This is a genomic window from Streptomyces sp. RPA4-2 (genome assembly GCF_012273515.2).
Lineage (GTDB): Bacteria > Actinomycetota > Actinomycetes > Streptomycetales > Streptomycetaceae > Streptomyces > Streptomyces kaempferi.
Window position 1 is genome coordinate 3,088,663 of the sequence record NZ_CP050975.2, and the last position, 19,828, is coordinate 3,108,490.

General features: G+C 72.6%; 15 protein-coding genes and 3 tRNA genes. 10 read left to right on the top strand and 8 right to left on the bottom strand.

Features of this window, described 5'->3' with window-relative positions; translation table 11 throughout:
• Nucleotides 1–23: 23 nt before the first annotated feature.
• Both HEP85_RS13355 and HEP85_RS13360 read right to left on the bottom strand, forming a co-directional pair.
• Nucleotides 24–944, bottom strand: a complete 921-nt coding sequence (locus HEP85_RS13355; protein WP_168527981.1) for an SMP-30/gluconolactonase/LRE family protein — start codon at nt 942–944, stop codon at nt 24–26.
• Nucleotides 941–1,717, bottom strand: a complete 777-nt coding sequence (locus tag HEP85_RS13360) for an IclR family transcriptional regulator (protein ID WP_168527982.1) — start codon at nt 1,715–1,717, stop codon at nt 941–943. The genes HEP85_RS13355 and HEP85_RS13360 overlap by 4 nt, the downstream gene beginning before the upstream one ends.
• Nucleotides 1,718–1,909: 192 nt before the next feature.
• Between HEP85_RS13360 and HEP85_RS13365 the strand changes: the two genes are divergently transcribed.
• Nucleotides 1,910–2,515 (top strand): hypothetical protein, encoded by a 606-nt coding sequence (locus HEP85_RS13365; protein ID WP_211117948.1) that lies wholly within the window; start codon nt 1,910–1,912, stop codon nt 2,513–2,515.
• Here HEP85_RS13365 and HEP85_RS13370 read toward each other — a convergent pair.
• The 3 genes from HEP85_RS13370 to HEP85_RS13380 form a co-directional block, all read right to left on the bottom strand.
• The gene (locus HEP85_RS13370) at nt 2,496–3,452 is read right to left on the bottom strand and encodes a RimK family alpha-L-glutamate ligase (protein WP_168527983.1); all 957 of its coding nucleotides are present in this window, start codon (nt 3,450–3,452) and stop codon (nt 2,496–2,498) included. The genes HEP85_RS13365 and HEP85_RS13370 overlap by 20 nt on opposite strands.
• A 71-nt stretch (nt 3,453–3,523) precedes the next feature.
• Nucleotides 3,524–4,738 carry an MAB_1171c family putative transporter gene (locus HEP85_RS13375; protein WP_168527984.1) on the bottom strand — a complete coding sequence of 405 codons (1,215 nt, stop codon included), beginning with the start codon at nt 4,736–4,738 and terminating at the stop codon, nt 3,524–3,526.
• Nucleotides 4,739–4,744: 6 nt separating this feature from the next.
• A complete protein-coding gene (locus HEP85_RS13380; protein WP_248002477.1) occupies nt 4,745–5,311 on the bottom strand; it encodes a toxin-antitoxin system, toxin component family protein in 567 nt (188 codons plus the stop codon).
• Nucleotides 5,312–5,969: 658 nt separating this feature from the next.
• Between HEP85_RS13380 and HEP85_RS13385 the strand changes: the two genes are divergently transcribed.
• The 5 genes from HEP85_RS13385 (at nt 5,970) to HEP85_RS13405 (ending at nt 12,943) form a co-directional block, all read left to right on the top strand.
• Nucleotides 5,970–7,538: an acyl-CoA synthetase gene (locus tag HEP85_RS13385; RefSeq protein WP_168527985.1), complete on the top strand. Its 1,569-nt coding sequence runs from the start codon at nt 5,970–5,972 to the stop codon at nt 7,536–7,538.
• Nucleotides 7,531–8,871, top strand: a complete 1,341-nt coding sequence (locus HEP85_RS13390) for a carboxyl transferase domain-containing protein (RefSeq protein WP_365217112.1) — start codon at nt 7,531–7,533, stop codon at nt 8,869–8,871. Before HEP85_RS13385 ends, HEP85_RS13390 begins: the two co-directional genes overlap by 8 nt.
• Nucleotides 8,872–9,410: 539 nt before the next feature.
• Nucleotides 9,411–10,448, top strand: coding sequence for a rod shape-determining protein (locus tag HEP85_RS13395; RefSeq protein ID WP_153290745.1), 1,038 nt, complete (start codon nt 9,411–9,413; stop codon nt 10,446–10,448).
• Nucleotides 10,449–10,504: 56 nt separating this feature from the next.
• Nucleotides 10,505–12,016, top strand: a complete 1,512-nt coding sequence (locus HEP85_RS13400) for a GAF domain-containing protein (RefSeq protein WP_168527986.1) — start codon at nt 10,505–10,507, stop codon at nt 12,014–12,016.
• 177 nt (nt 12,017–12,193) lie between these two features.
• On the top strand, nt 12,194–12,943 hold the full coding sequence (locus HEP85_RS13405) for an SDR family NAD(P)-dependent oxidoreductase (RefSeq protein ID WP_168527987.1): 750 nt from the start codon (nt 12,194–12,196) through the stop codon (nt 12,941–12,943).
• Between the two features lie 464 nt (nt 12,944–13,407).
• On the opposite strand, the gene HEP85_RS13410 is transcribed toward HEP85_RS13405, so the two are convergent.
• The 3 genes from HEP85_RS13410 to HEP85_RS13420 all read right to left on the bottom strand — a co-directional run bounded on the left by HEP85_RS13410 (nt 13,408) and on the right by HEP85_RS13420 (nt 13,797).
• A tRNA-Ile gene (locus HEP85_RS13410) sits at nt 13,408–13,481 on the bottom strand.
• A gap of 165 nt (nt 13,482–13,646) precedes the next feature.
• A tRNA-Asn gene (locus tag HEP85_RS13415) sits at nt 13,647–13,719 on the bottom strand.
• Nucleotides 13,720–13,724: 5 nt separating this feature from the next.
• Nucleotides 13,725–13,797: transfer RNA gene (locus HEP85_RS13420), tRNA-Asn, on the bottom strand.
• A 145-nt stretch (nt 13,798–13,942) separates the two neighbouring features.
• Between HEP85_RS13420 and HEP85_RS13425 the strand changes: the two genes are divergently transcribed.
• From HEP85_RS13425 to HEP85_RS13440, 4 genes are all read left to right on the top strand, one after another.
• Nucleotides 13,943–14,248: a YtxH domain-containing protein gene (locus tag HEP85_RS13425; protein WP_168527988.1), complete on the top strand. Its 306-nt coding sequence runs from the start codon at nt 13,943–13,945 to the stop codon at nt 14,246–14,248.
• Nucleotides 14,249–14,400: 152 nt separating this feature from the next.
• Complete coding sequence (locus HEP85_RS13430; protein WP_168527989.1) at nt 14,401–15,855, top strand: FGGY family carbohydrate kinase; 1,455 nt, start codon at nt 14,401–14,403, stop codon at nt 15,853–15,855.
• Between the two features lie 204 nt (nt 15,856–16,059).
• Nucleotides 16,060–17,793 carry an ABC transporter ATP-binding protein gene (locus HEP85_RS13435; RefSeq protein WP_168527990.1) on the top strand — a complete coding sequence of 578 codons (1,734 nt, stop codon included), beginning with the start codon at nt 16,060–16,062 and terminating at the stop codon, nt 17,791–17,793.
• A complete protein-coding gene (locus HEP85_RS13440; RefSeq protein WP_168527991.1) occupies nt 17,793–19,721 on the top strand; it encodes an ABC transporter ATP-binding protein in 1,929 nt (642 codons plus the stop codon). The genes HEP85_RS13435 and HEP85_RS13440 overlap by 1 nt, the downstream gene beginning before the upstream one ends.
• Nucleotides 19,722–19,828 lie beyond the last annotated feature (107 nt).

Sequence of the window (19,828 nt, forward strand, 5' to 3'; positions counted from 1 at the left end):
GGAGCCTGTTGTCCGGGAAACCGTCAGCCGGCGAACGCGGGCTGTGCCAGGCCCTTGCCCGCGCCGGGGACGACGAGGACCGAGCCGGAGAGCGGGTGCGGCGCGACCAGACCCGTACGGGCGGTGGTGATGTACAGGTCGGTCAGGTCCGCGCCACCGAACGCGCAGGCGGTGGGGCGGCGGACCGGGAGGGCGATCACGCGGTCGAGGCGGCCGTCGGGGGTGTAGCGGCGGACCGCGCCGCCGTCCCAGAACGCCACCCAGACGCAGCCATCGGCGTCCACGGTGAGGCCGTCCGGGTAACCCTCGTCAGCAGCGATGGTCACCAAAGCCCGCCTGTTGCGGGGAAGTTGGTCCTCGCCGACGTCGAAGACGTCGATCCGCCGGGTCGGGGTGTCGATGTAGTACATCAGCCGGCCGTCGGGGCTCCATCCCGTGCCGTTGCTGACGGTGACGTCGTCCAGGACGGTGTGCGCGGTGCCGTCCGCGGCGATCCGGGACAGCGCGCCGCCGCCCCGGTCCTCGTCGTAGCGCATGCTGCCGGCCCAGAGCGCGCCGTCGGGGGCGACCGCCGCGTCGTTGCCCCGGCGGCCGGGGACGAGTTCGCGGTGCAGCCAGCGGAATCCCCCGGATGAACCGGATGAACCTGATGAACCTGATGAACCTGATGAACCTGATGAACCTGATGAACCTGATGAACCTGCGGGATCGTACAGCCCCACCCCGTCACGGAGGTTGACCACCAGGCCGCCGCCCACGCGGGGCTTGGCCGCGCCCACGTGCTGCTCGGTGACCATGACCGTACGGCGCCCGGAGACGGGATCGTAGGTGTGGACCCGGGAGCCGAGGATGTCGACCCAGATCAGCCGCTGTTCGCGGGCGTCCCAGGTCGGGCCCTCGCCGAGGGCCGCGTCGGCGCGTATCGCGACGTCGAAGGAGGTCATCCCCGCACGCTCCGGTGGCCGAGCCGCTCGGAGAGGTCGGCCGCGCCCTTCGCGGCGAGCTGCTCCAGCTCGGCGCGGCGCTCGTCGCTCCAGCGGATCATCGGTACGGAGATGGAGAGCGCGGCGACGACCTGTCCCGTGCGGTCGCGCACCGGGGCGGCGACACAGCTGACGTCCGGGTTCGACTCACGGCTCTCCACGGCGACGCCGCGGCGGCGGATCTCCGCCAGGGCCTCGCGCAGGGCGCCCGGTTCGGTGATGCTGTTCGGTGTCATCGCGGCCAGGTCCGCGTCGTCGGGGATGCGGGAGGCCAGCTCCGGATCGGGCAGCGAGGCGAGCAGCATCTTGCCCACGGAGGTGCAGTGGGCGGGAAGGCGGCGCCCGGCCGCCGACACCATGCGCACGGCGTGCGTGGAGTCGACCTTCGCGATGTAGATGACGTCCGTGCCCTCGAGGATCGCCACATGGACCGTCTCGTCGCAGGTCTCGGCGACGGTGCGGGCGACCTGCTGGCCCTCCGCGGCGAGGTCCAGCTGCTCGGCATAGCGGCTGCCGAGCTGGTACGGCCGCACGCCGAGGCGGTAGCGTCCGGGCTGGCCCGGTATCTGCACGATGTACGAGCGGGCGGCGAGCGTGGTGACCAGCTCGTGCACCGTCGTCCGCGGCAGTTGCAGCCTGCGCACGATGTCGGGGGCGGAGAGCGTGCCGTCCCCGTCGAGGAAGAGCTCGAGAATGTCGAGAGCTCGGGTCACGGCAGGTACGAGGCGTCCCACAACCGGCCCCCTCCCTATGTTCGAAATTTCAACAGACGATCGGCATGACGAACACAGGCTACTCATGGTGGTCTTGGAGGGGCAATGGGTGGGCGACAGCGAGGTGCCAGGGGCTGATTTCGACCGGTGGGGACGGCGGGACGTACGGACCTCCCGCGCGACGCCGCCCGTGGGCCGGCCCGATGCGCGATCATGGGCCGCATGCCCGCCAAGCGACCCGCAGGACCCTTCACACCGCTCGACTTCCAACTGGTCCTGCTGCGCCGCATGGCCGACCACAACCCGGACCTCGTCGACGACGCCCGCCACGAACTGGGTGTCTCCCTCGCGGACATGCGCGAGGCCAACCGGCGCTGGCAGGCGATGCTGCACGCCCCGCGCTCCCGCTCCGCCGCCCACCGCTACCGCTCGGTCCTCGGCACCCCGGAGTCGGTCACCCCGCGCCGGATCGGCGACCTCGCCTGCGAGGCCCTGCTGTGGCCCGTGCCCCTCTGGCCCGGTCTGCGCTTCGAGGTCCTCGCCCTGTCGAACGGCGTGGTCTGGAACGAATGGCTGGTCCGCGCCCCCGGCACCGCGGGCCCGGTGCTGAGGACCCTGGACGACCTGACCCCCTGGTCCTGCACGGTCGACGAGGCCGCCCGCGCCTTCGCCCCCGCCCGGCCGCTGGAGGGCACCGCCCCCACCCGCTGGGGGCTCGCCTTCACGGCCCCGGACGCGTCGGGGGTACGGCAGGAGTGCGCGGCCGAGTTCACCTGGGGGCTGCTGCAGCGGGTGGCCGTCAGCGGGCGGCCCGGATGACCGCCTCCGCGACGGCGGGCACCGACTCCGGGTGCAGCCAGAGGAAGAGGTTGGGTTCCACCAGTTCCAGTTCCATGACGCACGGCCGGCCGTCGTCGCCGTCGACGACGTCGACCCGGGCGTAGAGCAGGGCGTCGCCGTCCGTACCGTGCGGCCCGTCCGTACCATGCGGCCCGTCCGTACCGTGCGGCCCGTGCGGTACGGCGGCCAGCGCGCGCTCGGCGAGGGCGAGTTCGGCCGGGGTCGGCTGCCAGACCTCCATCCGGGGATGCGGGACCTTGTCCGCGTCGTAGGCCGTCCCGGGCTCGAGGACGGCGCCCTTGCGGCCGGCGTGCAGGAAGCGTCCGCCGAAGAACTGCAGCGCCCGCTCGCCGGAGGTGTCGACGCCGCGCAGGTAGGGCTGGACCATCGCGGTCAGCCCCCGTTCGTGCAGACGGGCGAGGTGCCGCAGCGCGGTCTCCCGCTCCTCGGGCCGGTAGCGGGCGGCGAGCCGTGCGCCCGCGCCCGACGTGGGCTTCACCACGTACTCGTGGCCGTCCGGAAGGTCGGCGGGGTCGCCGGGTGCGAGGTACCGGGTCGGCACGGTCGGCACCCCGGCCCCGGCCAGCTCACCGAGGTACCGCTTGTCGGTGTTCCACCGCACGATCGCCGCCGGATTCGCCAGCCGGGTGAGCTTCGCGACCCGCTCGGCCCACGCCACGAACTCCGCGACCCGCCAGCTGTAGTCCCAGGTCGAGCGGATGACGACCAGGTCGAAGTCCGCCCAGTCGACGGCCGGATCGTCCCAGTGCACGATCCCCGCCCGCGCCCCGGCGTCCTCCAGGGCCCCCTTGAGCACGGGCAGGTCCCGGTCCGCGCTCGTCGTGCCCTCCTCGGGCCGGTAGGTGGCGAGTGCGATGCGGGGGCGGGCGGCGCTGCGGGCCACGGCGGACTCCATCCTCGTAACGTCTGATCCCCGGGGAGGCTACAACCGCCCGTGCGGACCCGGCCCGTGCGGGGGCCGGGCGCTCATCGGACCGTGACGCGCTCGGCCGGGACGGCCGCGACGGCGCGCACCGCCCGGATGTCCTCGGGGCGGCGCAGGGCCCGGGACACGGACTCGATCTCCGCCAGCAGGTTCTCGGTGTCCGGGTCCACGAGGGGAGCGGTGGCGTCGTCCCGACGCGTTCGCCGCCCGGTCTCGACGGCGTCCTGGAGCGTCACCGCGTGGGCGAGCGCCCTCGCCCGGCCGGTCTCGAACCCCAGGCCGACCGCCGCCTCGTACGCCGTGCGCCGCAGGTCCTCGTCGAGGAACCGGGCGAGGTGGAGCAGCGCGTCCCGGATGTACGTCTCACGGCGCATCAGGCGCAGTTCCGGGGTGACCCGGAGCTTGAAGGGGACCCGGCTTCCCACGGCCGTCCGCATCAGCCGGTACAGGGGCCGCAGCCGCCAGAGGCCGAGCCGGGTGCGCGCCCGCCGCTGCACGTACTGGCCCACGTGCGGCAGGATGAAGCCGACCGCGATCAGGACGGCGGAGAGGGAGGCGACCGGCGGGGCCAGGTCGGTGCTGAGCCGGTCCAGGTCGTGGCCGCTCCAGCGGGCGCCGACCGCGGAGAGCTTCGCGCCGTCGTAGACCAGGTTCATCGTGTACCCGACGCCCAGGAACTTCAGCCCGCCGCGCAGCCATACGTCGAGTCCGTCGGTACGGATCCAGTTCCAGATCAGCTTGGACGTGATCAGGCAGGCCGCGGTGTGCGCGAGCAGGTAGAGGACGATCTCCTCGCGCATGAAGGGCGTGCGGGCGTAGTACGTGTCGAGGTCCCGGATCCGCTCGTCGGGCGTGTCGGCGAGCGCGAACAGCACCCACAGCGCGACGATCACGCCGGCGTAGACGGCGACGACCCAGCGGGTGGCGCGGCGGGTGGCCGCGCGGTCGGTGATGCCGTTGCGCCAGGTGGTGATCATCAGCAGGCAGGCTCCGCCGAAGGCGGTGACGAGGCTGTAGAGCAGGGGCGCCGAGATGTTCGGTACGCCGGTGACGCGGTTGGTCCACGTGATCGTCGGCGGCGCGGCGGAGACGAAGACGGCGCAGGCGAGGACGAGGAGGCCGCCGACGGCTCTCAGGAGCGGGTCCCTCCAGAGCTTGACGATGCTGGGCAGCTTGATGGCGAGGGCGGCGGTGAGGACCGCGATCGGTATCCAGAAGGAGATGTAGATCCCGGCGAGGAAGTGGGAGGGATCCATCGCCGGTCAGTCCTGGGAGCCGCGGTAGCCCAGGGAGGCCTGGATGGCGCGTCCGACCGGATCGGCGGGGCCCTGTGGGCGGGAGCCGGTCACCCAGGAGCGGAAGACGCTCGCGAGGTGGAGGCCGAAGTCCTCGGCCTCGGCCTCGTCGGCCTCGTGCGAGCCGTTGCGGGCGGCGACGGTGAGCGCGATCTCCTGCCAGCGGGGGTCGTCCGACAGGGCGCGGGCGGCCGCCGCGCCGGCGAAGTGGTGGTGGGAGTGCGCGTGACCGGCCGACATGTGCCACAACTCATGGCCGAGGATGACGAGTTGCTGGACCGTTTCGGCTCGCTCCTCGACGATGACGAGGTCGAAGTCGTGGAACTCCACCCACAGACCGGTGACCTCGATCTCGTCGGGGAAGCGTTCGAAGCGGAGCTGGACGGGGCGGCCGTCCCGGCGCCGGCTCATCTCCTCGCAGAGCGCGCCGGCCAGTTCCCGTACGTCGACGGGCGTGTCGAGGCGCTTCCTCAGGGACCGGGAGAGCTCGACCGCGAGGGCGCGCATCTCGGAGTCGGCTCTTCGGGAGAACAGTGCCGCCGCGCGCTTCCAGACGCCGCCGGCCCGTCCGGCCGTCCTGCCCGTCACACCGCTCGCCGCACTCCGCGTCACTCCTCGCTCCGCCCCGCTCCTCGCTCCGTCGCCCGGTCGACCCGTGATGGCGTCGTGGATGTTGACCCGTCAAATGGTCGCGCCGTGGGCGAGACTACGGGCCCGGATCGTCCCACGCCATGGTTTTCCGCACGGGCGTTCCCGGTTCGGGAACGGCGCGGCCACCCGCCGCCCGGACGTCCCGGCGCGCGTGCCCGGCACGCGCCCTCGCGTGGACGTCGACGCGCGTCCTCGTGCGGGTCTTGGTACGGGCCCTGGTGCGGGGCCCTCGTGCGGGTCGCTGAGCGCGTCCGGGGCCGGGTCCCGGTGCGGGTCTCGGTAGGGGCCCTCGCGCGGGTCGCCGAGCGCGTCCGGGGCCGGGTCCCGGTGCGGGTCTCGGTAGGGGCCCTCGCGCGGGTCGCCGAGCGCGTCCGGGGGCGGGTCGCCGTGTGAGGCCGGGCGGGGCCTCACCCTGTGCCGTGCGGTGTGATCTGCCTCGCGCTCGGCCGGTCGCGGGCTCCGGCAGGTTTCCCGCGCCCTGGTGTAGGAACGGTTCTGACTGTCACCGGCAGAACGTCCCTACTGGCAAGGAGCACCCCGCGTGTCCTCCCTCTTCCCGGCCCTGGTCAGCGGTTCGACCGCACGGCGGCCCGCCCTCCGCTTCGGCGACCGGTCCCTGACGTACGCGGAACTCGCCGCCTCGGCGGGCGCCCTGGCCGCGCGCCTCGAAGGCCGGGGACGGATCGCCGTATGGGCGACGCCGTCCCTGGAGACGGCCGTCGGGGTGGTGGCCGCGCTGCTCGCCCAGGTACCCGCCGTACCGCTCAACCCCAAGTCGGGCGAGGGCGAACTGGGGCACATCGTGTCCGACAGCGCGCCCTCACTGGTGCTCGCCGCGGAGGGGGACGACCTCCCCTCACCCGTACGGGAGTTGGAGCGCATCGACGTCGGGACGCGGCACGCTGGCGGTGTCGTGCCGCAGCCCCCGGCCGAGCCGGACGACCCCGCCGCCCCCGCCCTCGTCGTCTACACCTCCGGCACCACGGGTCCGCCCAAGGGCGCCGTCGTCCCGCGCCGCGCGATCGCCTCGACCCTGGACGCGCTGGCCGACGCCTGGCAGTGGACGGGCGACGACGTGCTCGTGCACGGACTGCCGCTCTTCCATGTGCACGGGCTGATCCTGGGCGTCCTCGGGCCGTTGCGGCGCGGCGGGGCCGTCCGGCACCTGGGGCGGTTCAGCACGGAGGGCGTGACGCGTGAGCTGAACGCGGGGGCCACCATGCTGTTCGGGGTGCCGACGATGTACCACCGGCTCGCCGAGGCGCTCGCCGAGGACGCGGAGCTGGCCAAGGCGCTCGGCCGGGCGCGGCTGCTGGTCTCCGGTTCCGCCGCGCTGCCGGTGCACGACCACGAGCGGATCACGGCGGCGACCGGGCGGCCGGTCGTCGAGCGGTACGGCATGACCGAGACCCTCATGAACACCAGCGTCCGGGTGGACGGCCCGGCGCGGCCCGGGACCGTCGGGGTGCCGCTGCCGGGCGTCGGGCTGCGGCTGGTCGAGGAGGACGGTTCGACGCTCGCCTCGTACGACGCGGACGGCACCCCGACCGGCTCGTACGACACCGAGGGCAACCCCACCGGCGCCTACGACGGCGAGAGCGTGGGCGAGATCCAGGTGCGCGGGCCGAACCTGTTCACCGAGTACCTGAACCGGCCCGACGCCACCGCCGCCGCGTTCACCGCGGACGGCTGGTTCCGTACCGGTGACATGGCGGTGCGCGACGCCGACGGCTGCGTACGCATCGTGGGCCGCAAGGCCACCGACCTGATCAAGAGCGGTGGTTACAAGATCGGCGCCGGTGAGATCGAGAACGCGCTGCTCGAACACCCCGCCGTGCGCGAGGCCGCCGTCACCGGGGAGCCCGACGACGACCTGGGCGAACGGATCGTGGCCTGGGTGGTGCCGGTGGACGCCCCCGCCCCCGGCCTCGACCGCGAACTCGCCGACCACGTGGCCCGCCGGCTCGCCCCGCACAAGCGCCCGCGCACCGTGCGCTTCCTGTCGGCCCTGCCCCGCAACGACATGGGCAAGATCCTGAAGCGAGCGCTCCCGGACGCCCTCGCGGACTCCCGCCCGAGCGCCCACCCGAACGACGTCACGCATGACTGACCGCCTCCCGGCCCGTGAGGCCATCGCCCTCGTCACCGACGAGTTCACCGGACTCCGGGTACCGATACGGCATTTCGAGCCGGACGGCCCGCTGTCCTGGCAGGGGTACGACGAGGCGCGCTCCCGTGCCGCCGCCCGCACCGGCGAGGACGAGTCCGTCGTCTGCGGCAGCGCGGTCGTCGGCGGTACCAGGGTCGCGCTGATCGCCTTCGAGTTCGGCTTCCTCGGCGGCTCGCTCGGCGAACGCACCGGGGACCGGCTGGAGGCCGCGTACACCCATGCCCGCGAACACCGGCTGCCGGTCGTCTCGTTGGTCGCGACGGGCGGCAGCCGGATGCAGGAGGGCATGCTCGCGCTCACCCAGCTCCAGCGGGTGGCACGGCAGTCGGCGCTGACCCGGGAGGCCGGGCTGCCGCAGATCGCGGTGGTCCGGGATCCGACGACGGGGGGCGGCTGGGCCACGCTGGGCGCGGGTTCCGACGTGATCCTGGCGCTGCCCGGCGCCCAGGTGGGATTCGCCGGTTCCCGGGTCCGCCCGCCCGGCGCGGACCCGGCGGCGTACACGGCCGAGGCCCAGGTCGCGGCGGGCGCGGTGGACGCCGTCGTACCGGAAGGGGAGCTGCGGGAGACGCTGGCGCTGTGGCTGGCCCTGCTCAGCGCCCCCTCCGCCGAGGCCGCACCGGTGCCGGCCGCCCTCGGCGCGCCCGGTCTGCCCGCCACCGGCCGGGACGCCGTCGACCGGGCCCGCTCCCCCGAACGCCCCCGCGCCGAGGCCTACTTGGACGCGTACTTCAGCCGCCGCGCGGCGATCGGCGGCGACCGCTGCGGCGGCACCGACGCCGGTCTGCTGTGCGGGTTCGGCTCCGGGCCACGGGGGCGGACGGTCGCGTACGCGGCGCAGTGCGGGACCGCGACCCGTCCCGCCGGGTACCGCACCGCGGCCCGGCTGATCCGTCTCGCGGGCCGGCTCGGCATCCCGGTGCTGACGCTGGTGGACACCCCGGGCGCCGCCAACGACGAGCAGGCCGAGCGGCAGGGCGCGGGCTCCGCGATCGCGGACCTGTTCGCCGCGGTGGCCACCGCCCGCACGCCCGTCACCACCCTGGTGATCGGCGAGGGCGGCTCGGGCGGCGCCCTCGCGCTGGCCGCGCCGGGCAACACCTGGGCCACGCCGGACAGTTACTTCTCGGTCATCGCGCCCGAGCTGGCGGCCGCCATCCTCAAGCGTCCCGCGAGCGAGGTGCGCGCCACGGCGGACCAGCTCCGCATCCGGCCGCAGGACCTGCTGGACCTGGGGGTCGTGCGGGGCATCGCGGAGCACCGGGGGGAGTGAGCGCGCGGGCGGCGCCGGCTCCCCTTGGGAGGGGGAGCCGGCGCCGCCCCCACCATGGGGCCCGCGACCGCGTCCCCACCGCCCGGAGGGGCTCCTGGTTCGGGCGGGAAGGCGCCCTGGCGGCTTCCCGCCGGGACCGGCCGGGTGAGTCCGGACGCGCCGGGTGAGTCGGAACAGCCAGGGTGGGTCGGAACAGGCCGGGGTGGGTCGGAACAGGCCGGGGCGAGTCGGGCGGGCCGCGGAAAGCGGGACATCGGCGCGACTTGCGGGGACCCGGGGAGCGGCACGGGTTGCGAGGACGGGGGGCATCTGCACGCGCACGGGGAAGCGGGGCCCGGCCGGTCGCCCCCCGCCGGGACGGTCCTCCGGTCTGCCGATCCTCCCGCCCGCCGATCGTCGGGGACCGCCCGGCGTCACCCGTTCGGCGGTACCCCGCCCGGCCCCCCTTCAGAAGGCGCCCCGGCCCTCTTGAGCGGACGATGCGAGATAGGGACCGCCACGAGGCGGAGCCCGACGGTCTGCTCTCGGGAGGACCCGCCATGACCGCCAGTCTGGAGCAGCTGCGCCGCTGCCACTTCGCAGTCGACCTGGGCGCGGCCAGGACCCGTGTGTATGTGAAGGGCGCGGGACTGGTCGTCGACCAGCCGAGTGTCGCCGCGATCAACACGAAGAACGGCGCGCTGATCGCGGTCGGTGAGTTCGCGGAGAAGATGACGGGCCGCACCCCCGACTACATCCGGGTGATGCGGCCGGTGTCGGGCGGCACGGTCGTCGACATCGAGATGGCCCAGCGCATGCTGCGGCAGTTGCTCGGCGACAAGGTGCGCCGCACCCTGCGCCGCAAGCCGAGGCTGCGCGCCGCCGCCTGCACCCCGCACGACGCGGACCCGCTGGCGCAGCGCGCGACGATCGAGACGCTCGTCGGCCTCGGGGCGAGGCGGGTGGAGCTGGTCGACACGCTGATCGCCGCGGCGGTGGGCTGCGGGCTGCCGGTCGAGCGGCCGGAGGCCACCATGATCATGGTGTGCGGTGCCGCCGCCACCCAGGTCGCCGTGCTGTCCCTCGGCTCCATCGTGACCGCCGAACGCATTCCGGTGGGCGGTGAGGCCGTCGACCGCGCGATCGTGCAGCATCTGCGCCACCAGCACGAGCTGATGCTTCCGTCGCAGTCCGTACGGCCCCTCCAGCTCGCCCTGTCCGGCAACGGGCTCACCCCGCACGGCCCGACGTCCACGGAGATCCACGGGCGCGACGTGGCGACCGGCCTCGCCCGTTCGGTGCAGGTCGACACCGCCGCCGTACGCGATGCCATCCAGACCCCGCTGACGGCCGTACTCGACGGGATCGGGAAGGTGCTGCGGGCCTGTCCGCCGGATCTGGTGGCCGACCTCGCCGACCGCGGGATCATGATGGTCGGCGGGAGCGCGCTGCTCCCGGGGCTCGACCAGATGCTGCGGCACGCGACGGGCATGCCGGTGCACATCGCCGAGCGGCCGGACGTCTGCGCGGTGCAGGGCCTGGGCTACATGCTGGAGGGCAAGATCGAGCCGCTGACGCTGGAGCCGCTGCCGGGCTGACGGCCGGCCCGCCCGGGAGCGGTCGATCCCCGTCCTCCGACCCCCGAGGGGCCCGTATGACCGACCCCGTCCCCCGTCTCCCGGCCCTCGTGGAAGCCGTCCTGTGCGTCGGCTCCGATCTCGAACTGCGGGCCACGCTCCAGCACATCGTGGATGCCGCCGCCGAACTGACGGGGGCCCGGAGCGCGGCGCTGGACATGGCCGATCCCGGCGACGCGGGGCTGCTGGAGATCCGTACGGATCGGCCACCGGCGGCCGGACCTGACCGGTGGCCCCATGAGCGGCCCGACGGCTCCCTGGGCGTCCCGATCCTCGTCGACGACGCGGTGTTCGGGAACCTGTACGTCGCCGGGAAGCGCGGCGGTCCGTTCACGGATGAGGACGAGCAGTTGCTGCGGGTGCTGGCGACCCAGGCCGGCGTGGCGATCGGCAACGCCCGGCTGTACGAGACGGCCCGGCAGCGCGAGCGGTGGATCGAGGGCGCGGCTGCCGTCACCACCGCGCTGCTCAGCGGGGAGGACGCCGCCGACGCGCTGCTGACCGTCGCCGAGCGGGCCAGGATCCTCGCCGACGCCTCGGCCGGTCTCATCCTGCAGCCCACGGAGGAGAGCGGCATGAGGATCGTGACCGCCGCCACCCCGGACGGCTCCGCCGACCTCGGTGACATCGTCGGCACCACGATCACTCCCGGCAGCCCCCTGCTGGAACAACTCCTGGCCGGCGAACCGGTGTTCATCGACGACTCGGCGACCGACCCGCGACTGACCACCCACGTACGACACCGGTTCGGGCCGAACATGATGCTGCCGCTGCAGTCGGGCGGCCGTCTCATCGGCACACTCGCCCTGCCCCGCGACCGCGGCGGCCGCCCGTACAGCGCGGCGGAACGGCTGCTCGCCGCACAGTTCGCCTCACAGGCCGCGCTGGCGCTGGTCCTCGCGGACGCCCGGCACAGCCGGGAGCGGCTCGCGGTCTACGAGGACCGCGACCGGATCGCTCGCGACCTGCACGACCTGGTCGTCCAGCGGCTCTTCGCCACCGGCATGATGCTGGAGTCCACGCAGCGGCGCAGCGCCGGGGAGGTCGACGCGGAGGTGCACGAGATCCTGGGCCGGGCCGTCGACGAACTGCAGTCCACCGTCCAGGAGGTACGCACCGCGATCTTCGCCCTCCAGCAGCCGCCGGCCGACGCCCCCACCACCCTGCGCGGCAAGGTGCTGCGCGAGACGGCGGGCGCGGCGGCGGCCCTGGGTTTCCAGCCGTCCACCCGATTCACCGGCGCGGTGGAGGCACTCGTGCCGGAGCCCGTTGTCGGCCACCTGCTCGTGGCTCTCCGCCGCGCCCTCGCCTCCGCCGCGCGCCGCTCCGGGGTGTCCCGTATCGAGGTCACGGTGGACGCGACGAGGAGACTTCCCGACGGGCGGGCCGGGGTGCGGCTGACGGTGTTCGACGACGGCGACACGGGCGGGGGCCGCAGGGAGGACGAAGGCACGGGGGACGGAGACACGGAGGACGGAGACGGGCGCGGACGTGCGGGGACGACGGTCGTGTGGCAGTCACCCCTGTGAGCGCCGGTCCGGTCGGGCCTCCTCATCAACTGCGCTTTTCTCACGGCCACTTGACGCCCTCCCCCGGCCTCCGTACCGTCACCACTCGCATACGCGGATATGACTTCTGTTCACATCCACGGACGTGCGGGAGACAGGGCGAGTTGGGGACGGGACAAGGGTGAGGACGGGGTGACCATGGCCCAGCGGCGCGTGGTGGTGTCCGGTGGCGGCACCGGGATCGGCCTGGCGACGGCGGAGGCGTTCGCCGCGGACGGGGATCGGCTGGTGCTCCTCGGCCGCCGCGAGGAGGTGCTGCGCAAGGCGGCCGACACACTGAACAGCCGGTTCGGGGAGTCGGCGGCGACCTGGTGCGCGGCGGACCTCTCCGACCCCGAACAGGTCGGCACGGTGCGGGACTTCATCACGGCGGACGAGGCTCCGGTGGACGTGCTCGTGGCCAACGCGGGCGGCAACGTGGCCGCCGCGCACGACGGCACCCTCGCCTCCGTCGCGGACGGCTACCGCCGCAACTTCGACGCCAACGTCCTGACCGCGGTGCTGCTCACCGAGGCCCTGCTCCCGCACATCCGCAGGCCCGGCGGGCGCATCGTGCAGCTCTCCTCCATCGCCTCGCTGCGCGGCCCGGGGTCGTACGGCGGCTCCAAGGCCTGGATCAACACGTACACCTACGACCTCGCCCAGCGCGTCGGCCCCGAGGGCATCACCGTCAACGCGGTCGCCCCCGGCTTCGTCGGCGACACGGAGTTCTTCGGCGACCGCGCGACCCCGGAGTTCGTGGCGTCGCGGGTCGCGCAGTCCCTGACGGGGCAGCCGGGACACCCCTCGGAGATCGCCGCGGCCGTCCGCTACGTCGCGTCGCCCGAGGCGGCGTATCTGACGGGGCAGCTGCTGCACATCAACGGCGGGGCGGCACTGGGGCGCTGAGGCGTGCTGCGGGCGTCCCCGCCGTCGCCGGTGGCGAGGGCCGCGAGCCGGCCGGTGGACGCGTCCGCGAGCCGCCCGACGAGCTGCCGTGCGACGCCGAGCGAGCCGACGGAGGGGTAACCGACCAGGTACAGGGGTTTGTGACGCCGCGTTCACCAGTTGGGGCGAGCCCGGCCCTGTCGCCCCGCCCCTCCCGGGGAGGTGGACTCGGCTGCCCTCCGGACGGGCGTGGGCGCGCGTGGATGCCGGATCATCCGACCGCCGTCCCGCACACCGTCACCGAAGGCCGTGCGGCCGCCGACGGGGGTCCGTGGGGATCCGCCGGGCCGTGGGTCGGCCGTCCGTGCGCGGGTGGGCCGCCTGGTCCTGGTCCGGATGGATGAATGGGGACCGCCGACTCGGGGCTGCGACTGCCGTTACCGCGTTTCCACAGATAGAAACGGTTCTGCTACGCAGGCACTGGGTGGGGCGGGTGGGACTCGAACCCACGGCCGACGGATTATGAGTCCGCTGCTCTAACCGGCTGAGCTACCGCCCCTTACGGCGCGTCGCGCACATTTGTGCGCGCCGTCTGCCGCAGCATAGCCGCTCATACGATCTCCTGCTTCGGATGGTCGGCAACGCATGACCATGAGGACTTCGGCGCCGGCCACCCGGTTCCCCCGGACATGAAAAAGGACCCCAGAGGGGTCCTCTTCCGTTGCTCTCCCGACTGGACTCGAACCAGTAACCTGCCGGTTAACAGCCGGCTGCTCTGCCAATTGAGCTACAGGAGATCGCGCTCCCCCGACTGGACTCGAACCAGTAACCTGCCGGTTAACAGCCGGCTGCTCTGCCAATTGAGCTACAGGGGATTGCCTTGTTGCATCGAACGCACCTACCTGGGTATTCGCCAGGGGGCGTGCGCTCGCTGCGACACATACATTAGCGCAAGCAGGGGGGTGCTCCGCCAATCGGTTCCCCCCGCACCGATGCCGACGCAAGGGAAGGGTGGCCGTCATGCGGTACCGGCTCACATTCGTCGCCGGACTGGCCGTGGGTTACGTGCTGGGCACACGCGCCGGGCGCGAGCGCTACGAACAGCTGAAGAAGTCCGCGCGGCAGGTCGCGCAGAACCCCGCCGTGCGCAACACCGCCGAGACCGCCGCCCAGCAGGGGCGCCAGGTCGCGGGCAAGGCCTACCACGCGGTGAGCGAGAAAATGGGCGACCACGTGCCCGCCTCGGTGACCCAGCGGGTCCGCTCCCTGCGCGAGCGGAACACCAACGGCACCGGCGAGGACGACTGGGGCACCACGAACACCTGAGCCACCGGATGGCCGTATCGCCCGAAAGGCCCGGTGCGAGAGGCATCGGGCCCCTGGCACCGGGGCCTCAGGGGCCCCCGGCCACCCGCGCTCACCAGGCGTGACACCCGGCCCGGCGCGCTCACCTCCCGCGGTACGGCAGAATTTCCGCCATGGGGATAGTCGCCGGGTTGGACAGTTCACCCGATTTCACTCGCATCGTCGTCTGCGACACGGACACGGGCGCCGTGCTCAGGCAGGGGTATGCGCCGCACCCGGTGGAGAGCACCGAGAGCGGCGGCCGCCCTTCCGACGTCGATCCGCAGGCGTGGCTGCTGTCCCTGGGCGAGGCCGCCGGCGGCGGCCTGCTCGAAGGCGTGCAGGCCATCGGCGTGTCGGCGCAGCAGAACGGGCTCGTCCCGCTGGACGCGCAGGGCAACACGGTGCGCCCCGCCCTGGTCGGCGGTGACAAGCGGGCCCAGGTCGCCGCCGCCGACCTGGTGGACGCGCTCGGCGGGCGCGAGGCATGGGCCCAGGCCGTGGGCTGCGTCCCCCAGGCCGCGCAGCCGGTGACCAAGCTGCGCTGGCTGAACAGGACCGAACCCGACGCGGCCCAGCGCACCGCCGTACTGCTCCAGGCGCACGACTGGCTGGTGTGGCAGTTGCTCGGCCGCCCGCTGCGCCGGACCACCGACCGCGGCGGGGCCTCCGGCACCGGCTACTGGTCGGCGGCGACCGGCGCCTACCGGCCGGATCTCGTCGAGCTCGCGCTGGGCCACCAGGCCACGCTTCCCGAGGTGCTCGGCCCGTCCGAGGCCGCGGGCACCACCCCCGAGGGGCTGCTGATCTCGGCGGGCACCGGCGAGACGATGGCGGCGGCCTTCGGGCTCGGCATCGGGCTCGGGGACGCGGTCGTCTCCCTCGGCGCGTCCGGGTCCGTGATGGCCGTACACACCGAGGCGCTGGCCGACCCCTCCGGCATGATCACCTCACTGGCGGACGCGACCGGGCTCCATCTGCCGGTGGTGACGACCCTGAACGCCGTACGGACCCTGCGCGGCGCCGCCGAACTGCTCGGCCTGCCCGACCTGGAGAGCCTGTCCGAGCTCGCGATGAAGTCCACGCCGGGCTCGCACGGACTGGTCCTGCTCCCCTATCTGGAGGGCGAGCGGACCCCGAACCTCCCCCACACGGCGGGCACGCTCGCCGGGCTGCGGCGCGAGTCGATGCGGCCCGAACACCTGGCGCGGGCCGCCTTCGAGGGCATGCTGTGCGGGCTCGCGGACGCGCTCGACGTCCTGCGCGGGCGGGGCGTGGACGTCCGGCGGGTCTTCCTGCTCGGGGCCGCCGCGGAGCTGTCGGCCGTGCAGGCCGCGGCGCCCGCGCTGTTCGGCGCGCAGGTCGTCGTACCGCAGCCCGCGGACTACGCGGCGCTCGGCGCGGCCCGCCAGGCGGCCTGGGCACTCGGCGTGTCGCAGGGCACCCTCGACCCCCGGCTGCCACCCGTCTGGCAGGGTGCGGTCGCCCAGGTTCTGGAGCCCGGCGAGGAACTGGCGGTGGGCCAGGCCGTACGGCAGCAGTACGTCTCCGTACGGGAGCAGACGCATCCTGGGGCGTTTCGCGCATAAGGGCGCACAGGGGGGCACACGGGGAAGCCGGGACGCGCGGTGAAGTCCCGTAAGGGCCGCGGGCGTACGTCCGAAGGTCCGGTTCCGGTCGGCTCTTGGTCCGCTCTTGGATTAATCGATTGGGGTAACGCGGGTGGAGTGTCCGACGATAGGGGGTGGTGCACCACCGACCGCACTGCCGTCGCCGACTCCGAGAGAAGCCGCGTGCTCATACGACTGCTTCGGACCTACCTCAGTCCGTACAAGAAACCCATCGCCCTCCTGGTGTTCCTGCAGTTCCTGCAGACCTGCGCCACCCTCTACCTGCCGACCCTGAACGCCCACATCATCGACAACGGCGTGGTCAAGGGGGACACCGAATACATCCTGTCCTTCGGTGCCCTGATGATCGGGATCTCGCTGGTCCAGGTCTTCTGCAACATCGGAGCCGTCTACTACGGCGCCCGGACGGCGTCGGCCGTCGGCCGGGACATCCGCGCGGCCGTCTTCGACCGGGTGCAGTCGTTCTCCGCGCGCGAGGTCGGTCATTTCGGCGCCCCGTCACTGATCACCCGCACCACGAACGACGTGCAGCAGGTGCAGATGCTGACGCTGATGACGTTCACCCTGCTGGTGTCGGCGCCGATCATGTGCGTCGGCGGCATCGTGCTCGCCCTCGGCCTGGACGTGCCGCTGTCCGCGATCCTGGTCGCCGTCGTGCCCATCCTCGGCATCGGCGTGACGCTGATCGTGCGCAGGCTGCGCCCGCTGTTCCGGACCATGCAGGTGCGCCTGGACACCGTGAACCGGGTGCTGCGCGAGCAGATCACCGGCAACCGCGTCATCCGCGCCTTCGTCCGGGACGACTACGAGAAGGACCGCTTCCGGGGCGCGAACACCGAGCTGACCAAGATGTCCCTGGCCACCGGCCGGATGCTCGCACTGATGTTCCCGATGGTCATGACCGTCGTGAACCTCTCGTCGATCGCCGTGGTCTGGTTCGGTGCCCACCGCATCGCCAGTGGCGGCATGCAGATCGGCGATCTCACCGCGTTCCTCGCCTATCTGATGCAGATCGTGATGTCCGTGATGATGGCCACCTTCATGTTCATGATGGTGCCGCGCGCGGAGGTCTGTGCCGAGCGCATCCAGGAGGTCCTGGACACCTCCTCCAGCGTCGTGCCGCCCACCGCGCCCGTCCTGGAGCTGCGTCGCCACGGTCATCTGGAGATCCGCGGCGCCGGGTTCCGCTACCCGGGTGCCGAGGAGCCGGTGCTGAGGTCCATCGACCTGGTGGCGCGGCCGGGCGAGGTGACGGCCGTGATCGGGTCGACGGGCAGCGGGAAGTCGACCCTGCTGGGTCTGGTCCCCCGTCTCTTCGACGCCACCGACGGCCAGGTCCTGGTGGACGGCGAGGACGTGGCCAGTGTGGAGCCGCAGTTGCTGGCCAGGACGGTCGGGCTCGTCCCGCAGAAGCCGTACCTGTTCGCGGGCACGGTGGCGAGCAACCTGCGCTACGGCAATCCGGACGCGACCGACGAGGAGCTGTGGCACGCGCTGGAGGTGGCACAGGCCAAGGGCTTCGTGGAACAGCTGGACAACGGCCTGCAGTCGGCGATCGCGCAGGGCGGCACGAACGTGTCGGGCGGTCAGCGCCAGCGCCTCGCGATCGCCCGCACCCTCGTGCAGCGCCCGGAGATCTACCTCTTCGACGACTCCTTCTCGGCCCTCGACTACGCGACGGACGCGGCGCTGCGGGCCGCGCTCGCCGAGGAGACCTCCGAGGCGACCGTGGTGATCGTCGCCCAGCGGGTGTCGACCATCCGTGACGCCGACCGCATCGTGGTCCTCGACGAGGGCCGGGTCGTCGGCACCGGACGCCACCACGAACTGATGGCGGACAACGAGACCTACCGGGAGATCGTGCTCTCCCAGCTGACGGAAGCGGAGGCCGCCTGATGGCCGGGCCCATGGGACGCATGATGGCCGGGGGCGGCCCCGATCAGCGCTCGCTGGACTTCAAGGGATCCGGGAAACGGCTCCTGACGCAGTTCAAACCCGAGCGCGTCACCCTGTACGTCATGCTGTGCGCGGTCGTGCTCAGCGTGGGGCTCTCGGTCGTCGGGCCGAAGATCCTCGGCAAGGCCACCGACCTGGTCTTCGCGGGGATCATCGGGCGGCAGATGCCGGCCGGGGCCACCAAGGCCGAGGTCCTCGCGGGCATGCGCAAGCGGGGCGACGGCGGCATGGCCGACATGCTCTCGGGGACGGACTTCACCCCGGGCAAAGGCATCGACTTCGGCGCCGTCGGCGACGTACTGCTGATCGCGCTCGGTACGTTCCTGGTGGCCGGTCTGCTGATGGCGGTGGCGACGCGCCTGGTGAACCGGGCCGTCAACAAGACCGTCTTCCACATGCGCGAGGACCTCCAGGCGAAGCTGTCGCGCCTGCCCCTCTCGTTCTTCGACAAGCGGCAGCGCGGCGAGGTGCTCTCGCGGGCCACGAACGACCTCGACAACATCCAGCAGACGCTCCAGCAGTCGATGGGCCAGCTGGTCAACTCCCTGCTGACCATCGTGGGTGTGCTCGCGATGATGTTCTGGGTGTCGTGGCTGCTGGCGCTCGTCGCGCTGGTCACCGTCCCGCTCTCGTTCTTCGTCGCCACCCGCATCGGCAAGCGCTCGCAGCCGCACTTCGTGCAGCAGTGGCGCACCACCGGCATACTCAACGCGCACATCGAGGAGATGTACACCGGGCACACCCTGGTGAAGGTGTTCGGACGCCAGGAGCAGTCGGCCGCGCAGTTCGCGGAGCAGAACGAGAAGCTCTACGAGGCCGGGTTCAAGGCCCAGTTCAACAGCGGGGTCATGCAGCCGCTGATGATGTTCGTGTCGAACCTGAACTACGTACTGGTGGCGGTGGTCGGCGGGCTTCGGGTCGCGTCGGGCACGCTGTCGATCGGTGATGTGCAGGCCTTCATCCAGTACTCCCGGCAGTTCTCGATGCCCCTGACGCAGGTCGCGTCGATGGCGAACATGGTGCAGTCCGGGGTCGCCTCCGCGGAGCGCGTCTTCGAGCTGCTGGACGCGGAGGAGCAGGCGGCGGATCCCGTGCCGGCCGCGCGCCCGGACGAGCTGCGCGGGCGGGTGGCACTGCACAACGTGTCCTTCCGCTACGACCCCGAGAAGCCGCTCATCGAGGACCTGTCCCTGAAGGTGGAGCCCGGACACACGGTGGCGATCGTCGGCCCGACGGGTGCGGGCAAGACGACGCTGGTGAACCTGCTGATGCGTTTCTACGACGTCACGGGCGGCCGGGTCACCCTCGACGGGGTCGACATCGCGTCGATGTCCCGGGACGAACTGCGGTCCGCGATCGGCATGGTGCTCCAGGACACCTGGCTGTTCGGCGGCACGATCGCGGAGAACATCGCGTACGGGGCCTCGCGCGACGTGACCCGCGGGGAGATCGAGGAGGCGGCGCGGGCGGCTCACGCGGACCGGTTCATCCGGACGCTGCCGGACGGCTACGACACCGTGATCGACGACGAGGGAAGCGGGGTCAGCGCGGGTGAGAAGCAGCTGATCACCATCGCGCGCGCGTTCCTGTCCGATCCGGTGATCCTGGTGCTCGACGAGGCGACCAGCTCCGTCGACACCCGCACCGAGGTGCTGATCCAGAAGGCGATGGCGAAGCTGGCGCACGGGCGGACGTCGTTCGTGATCGCGCACCGGCTCTCCACGATCCGGGACGCGGACACCATTCTCGTGATGGAGAACGGGTCGATCGTGGAACAGGGGGCGCACACGGAGCTGCTCGCGGCGGGCGGCGCGTACGCGCGGCTGTACCAGGCGCAGTTCGCCCAGGCGGTGGCCGAGGTCGACTAGACCGGCCAACGGGTTCAGGGATCGGGGAGGGGTGCTCGCCGCAGCGAGCGCTCCTCCCCGGTCCTTTGCCGGGTCCTTTGCCCGGTCCTTCGTTCGTTCTTTCGTTC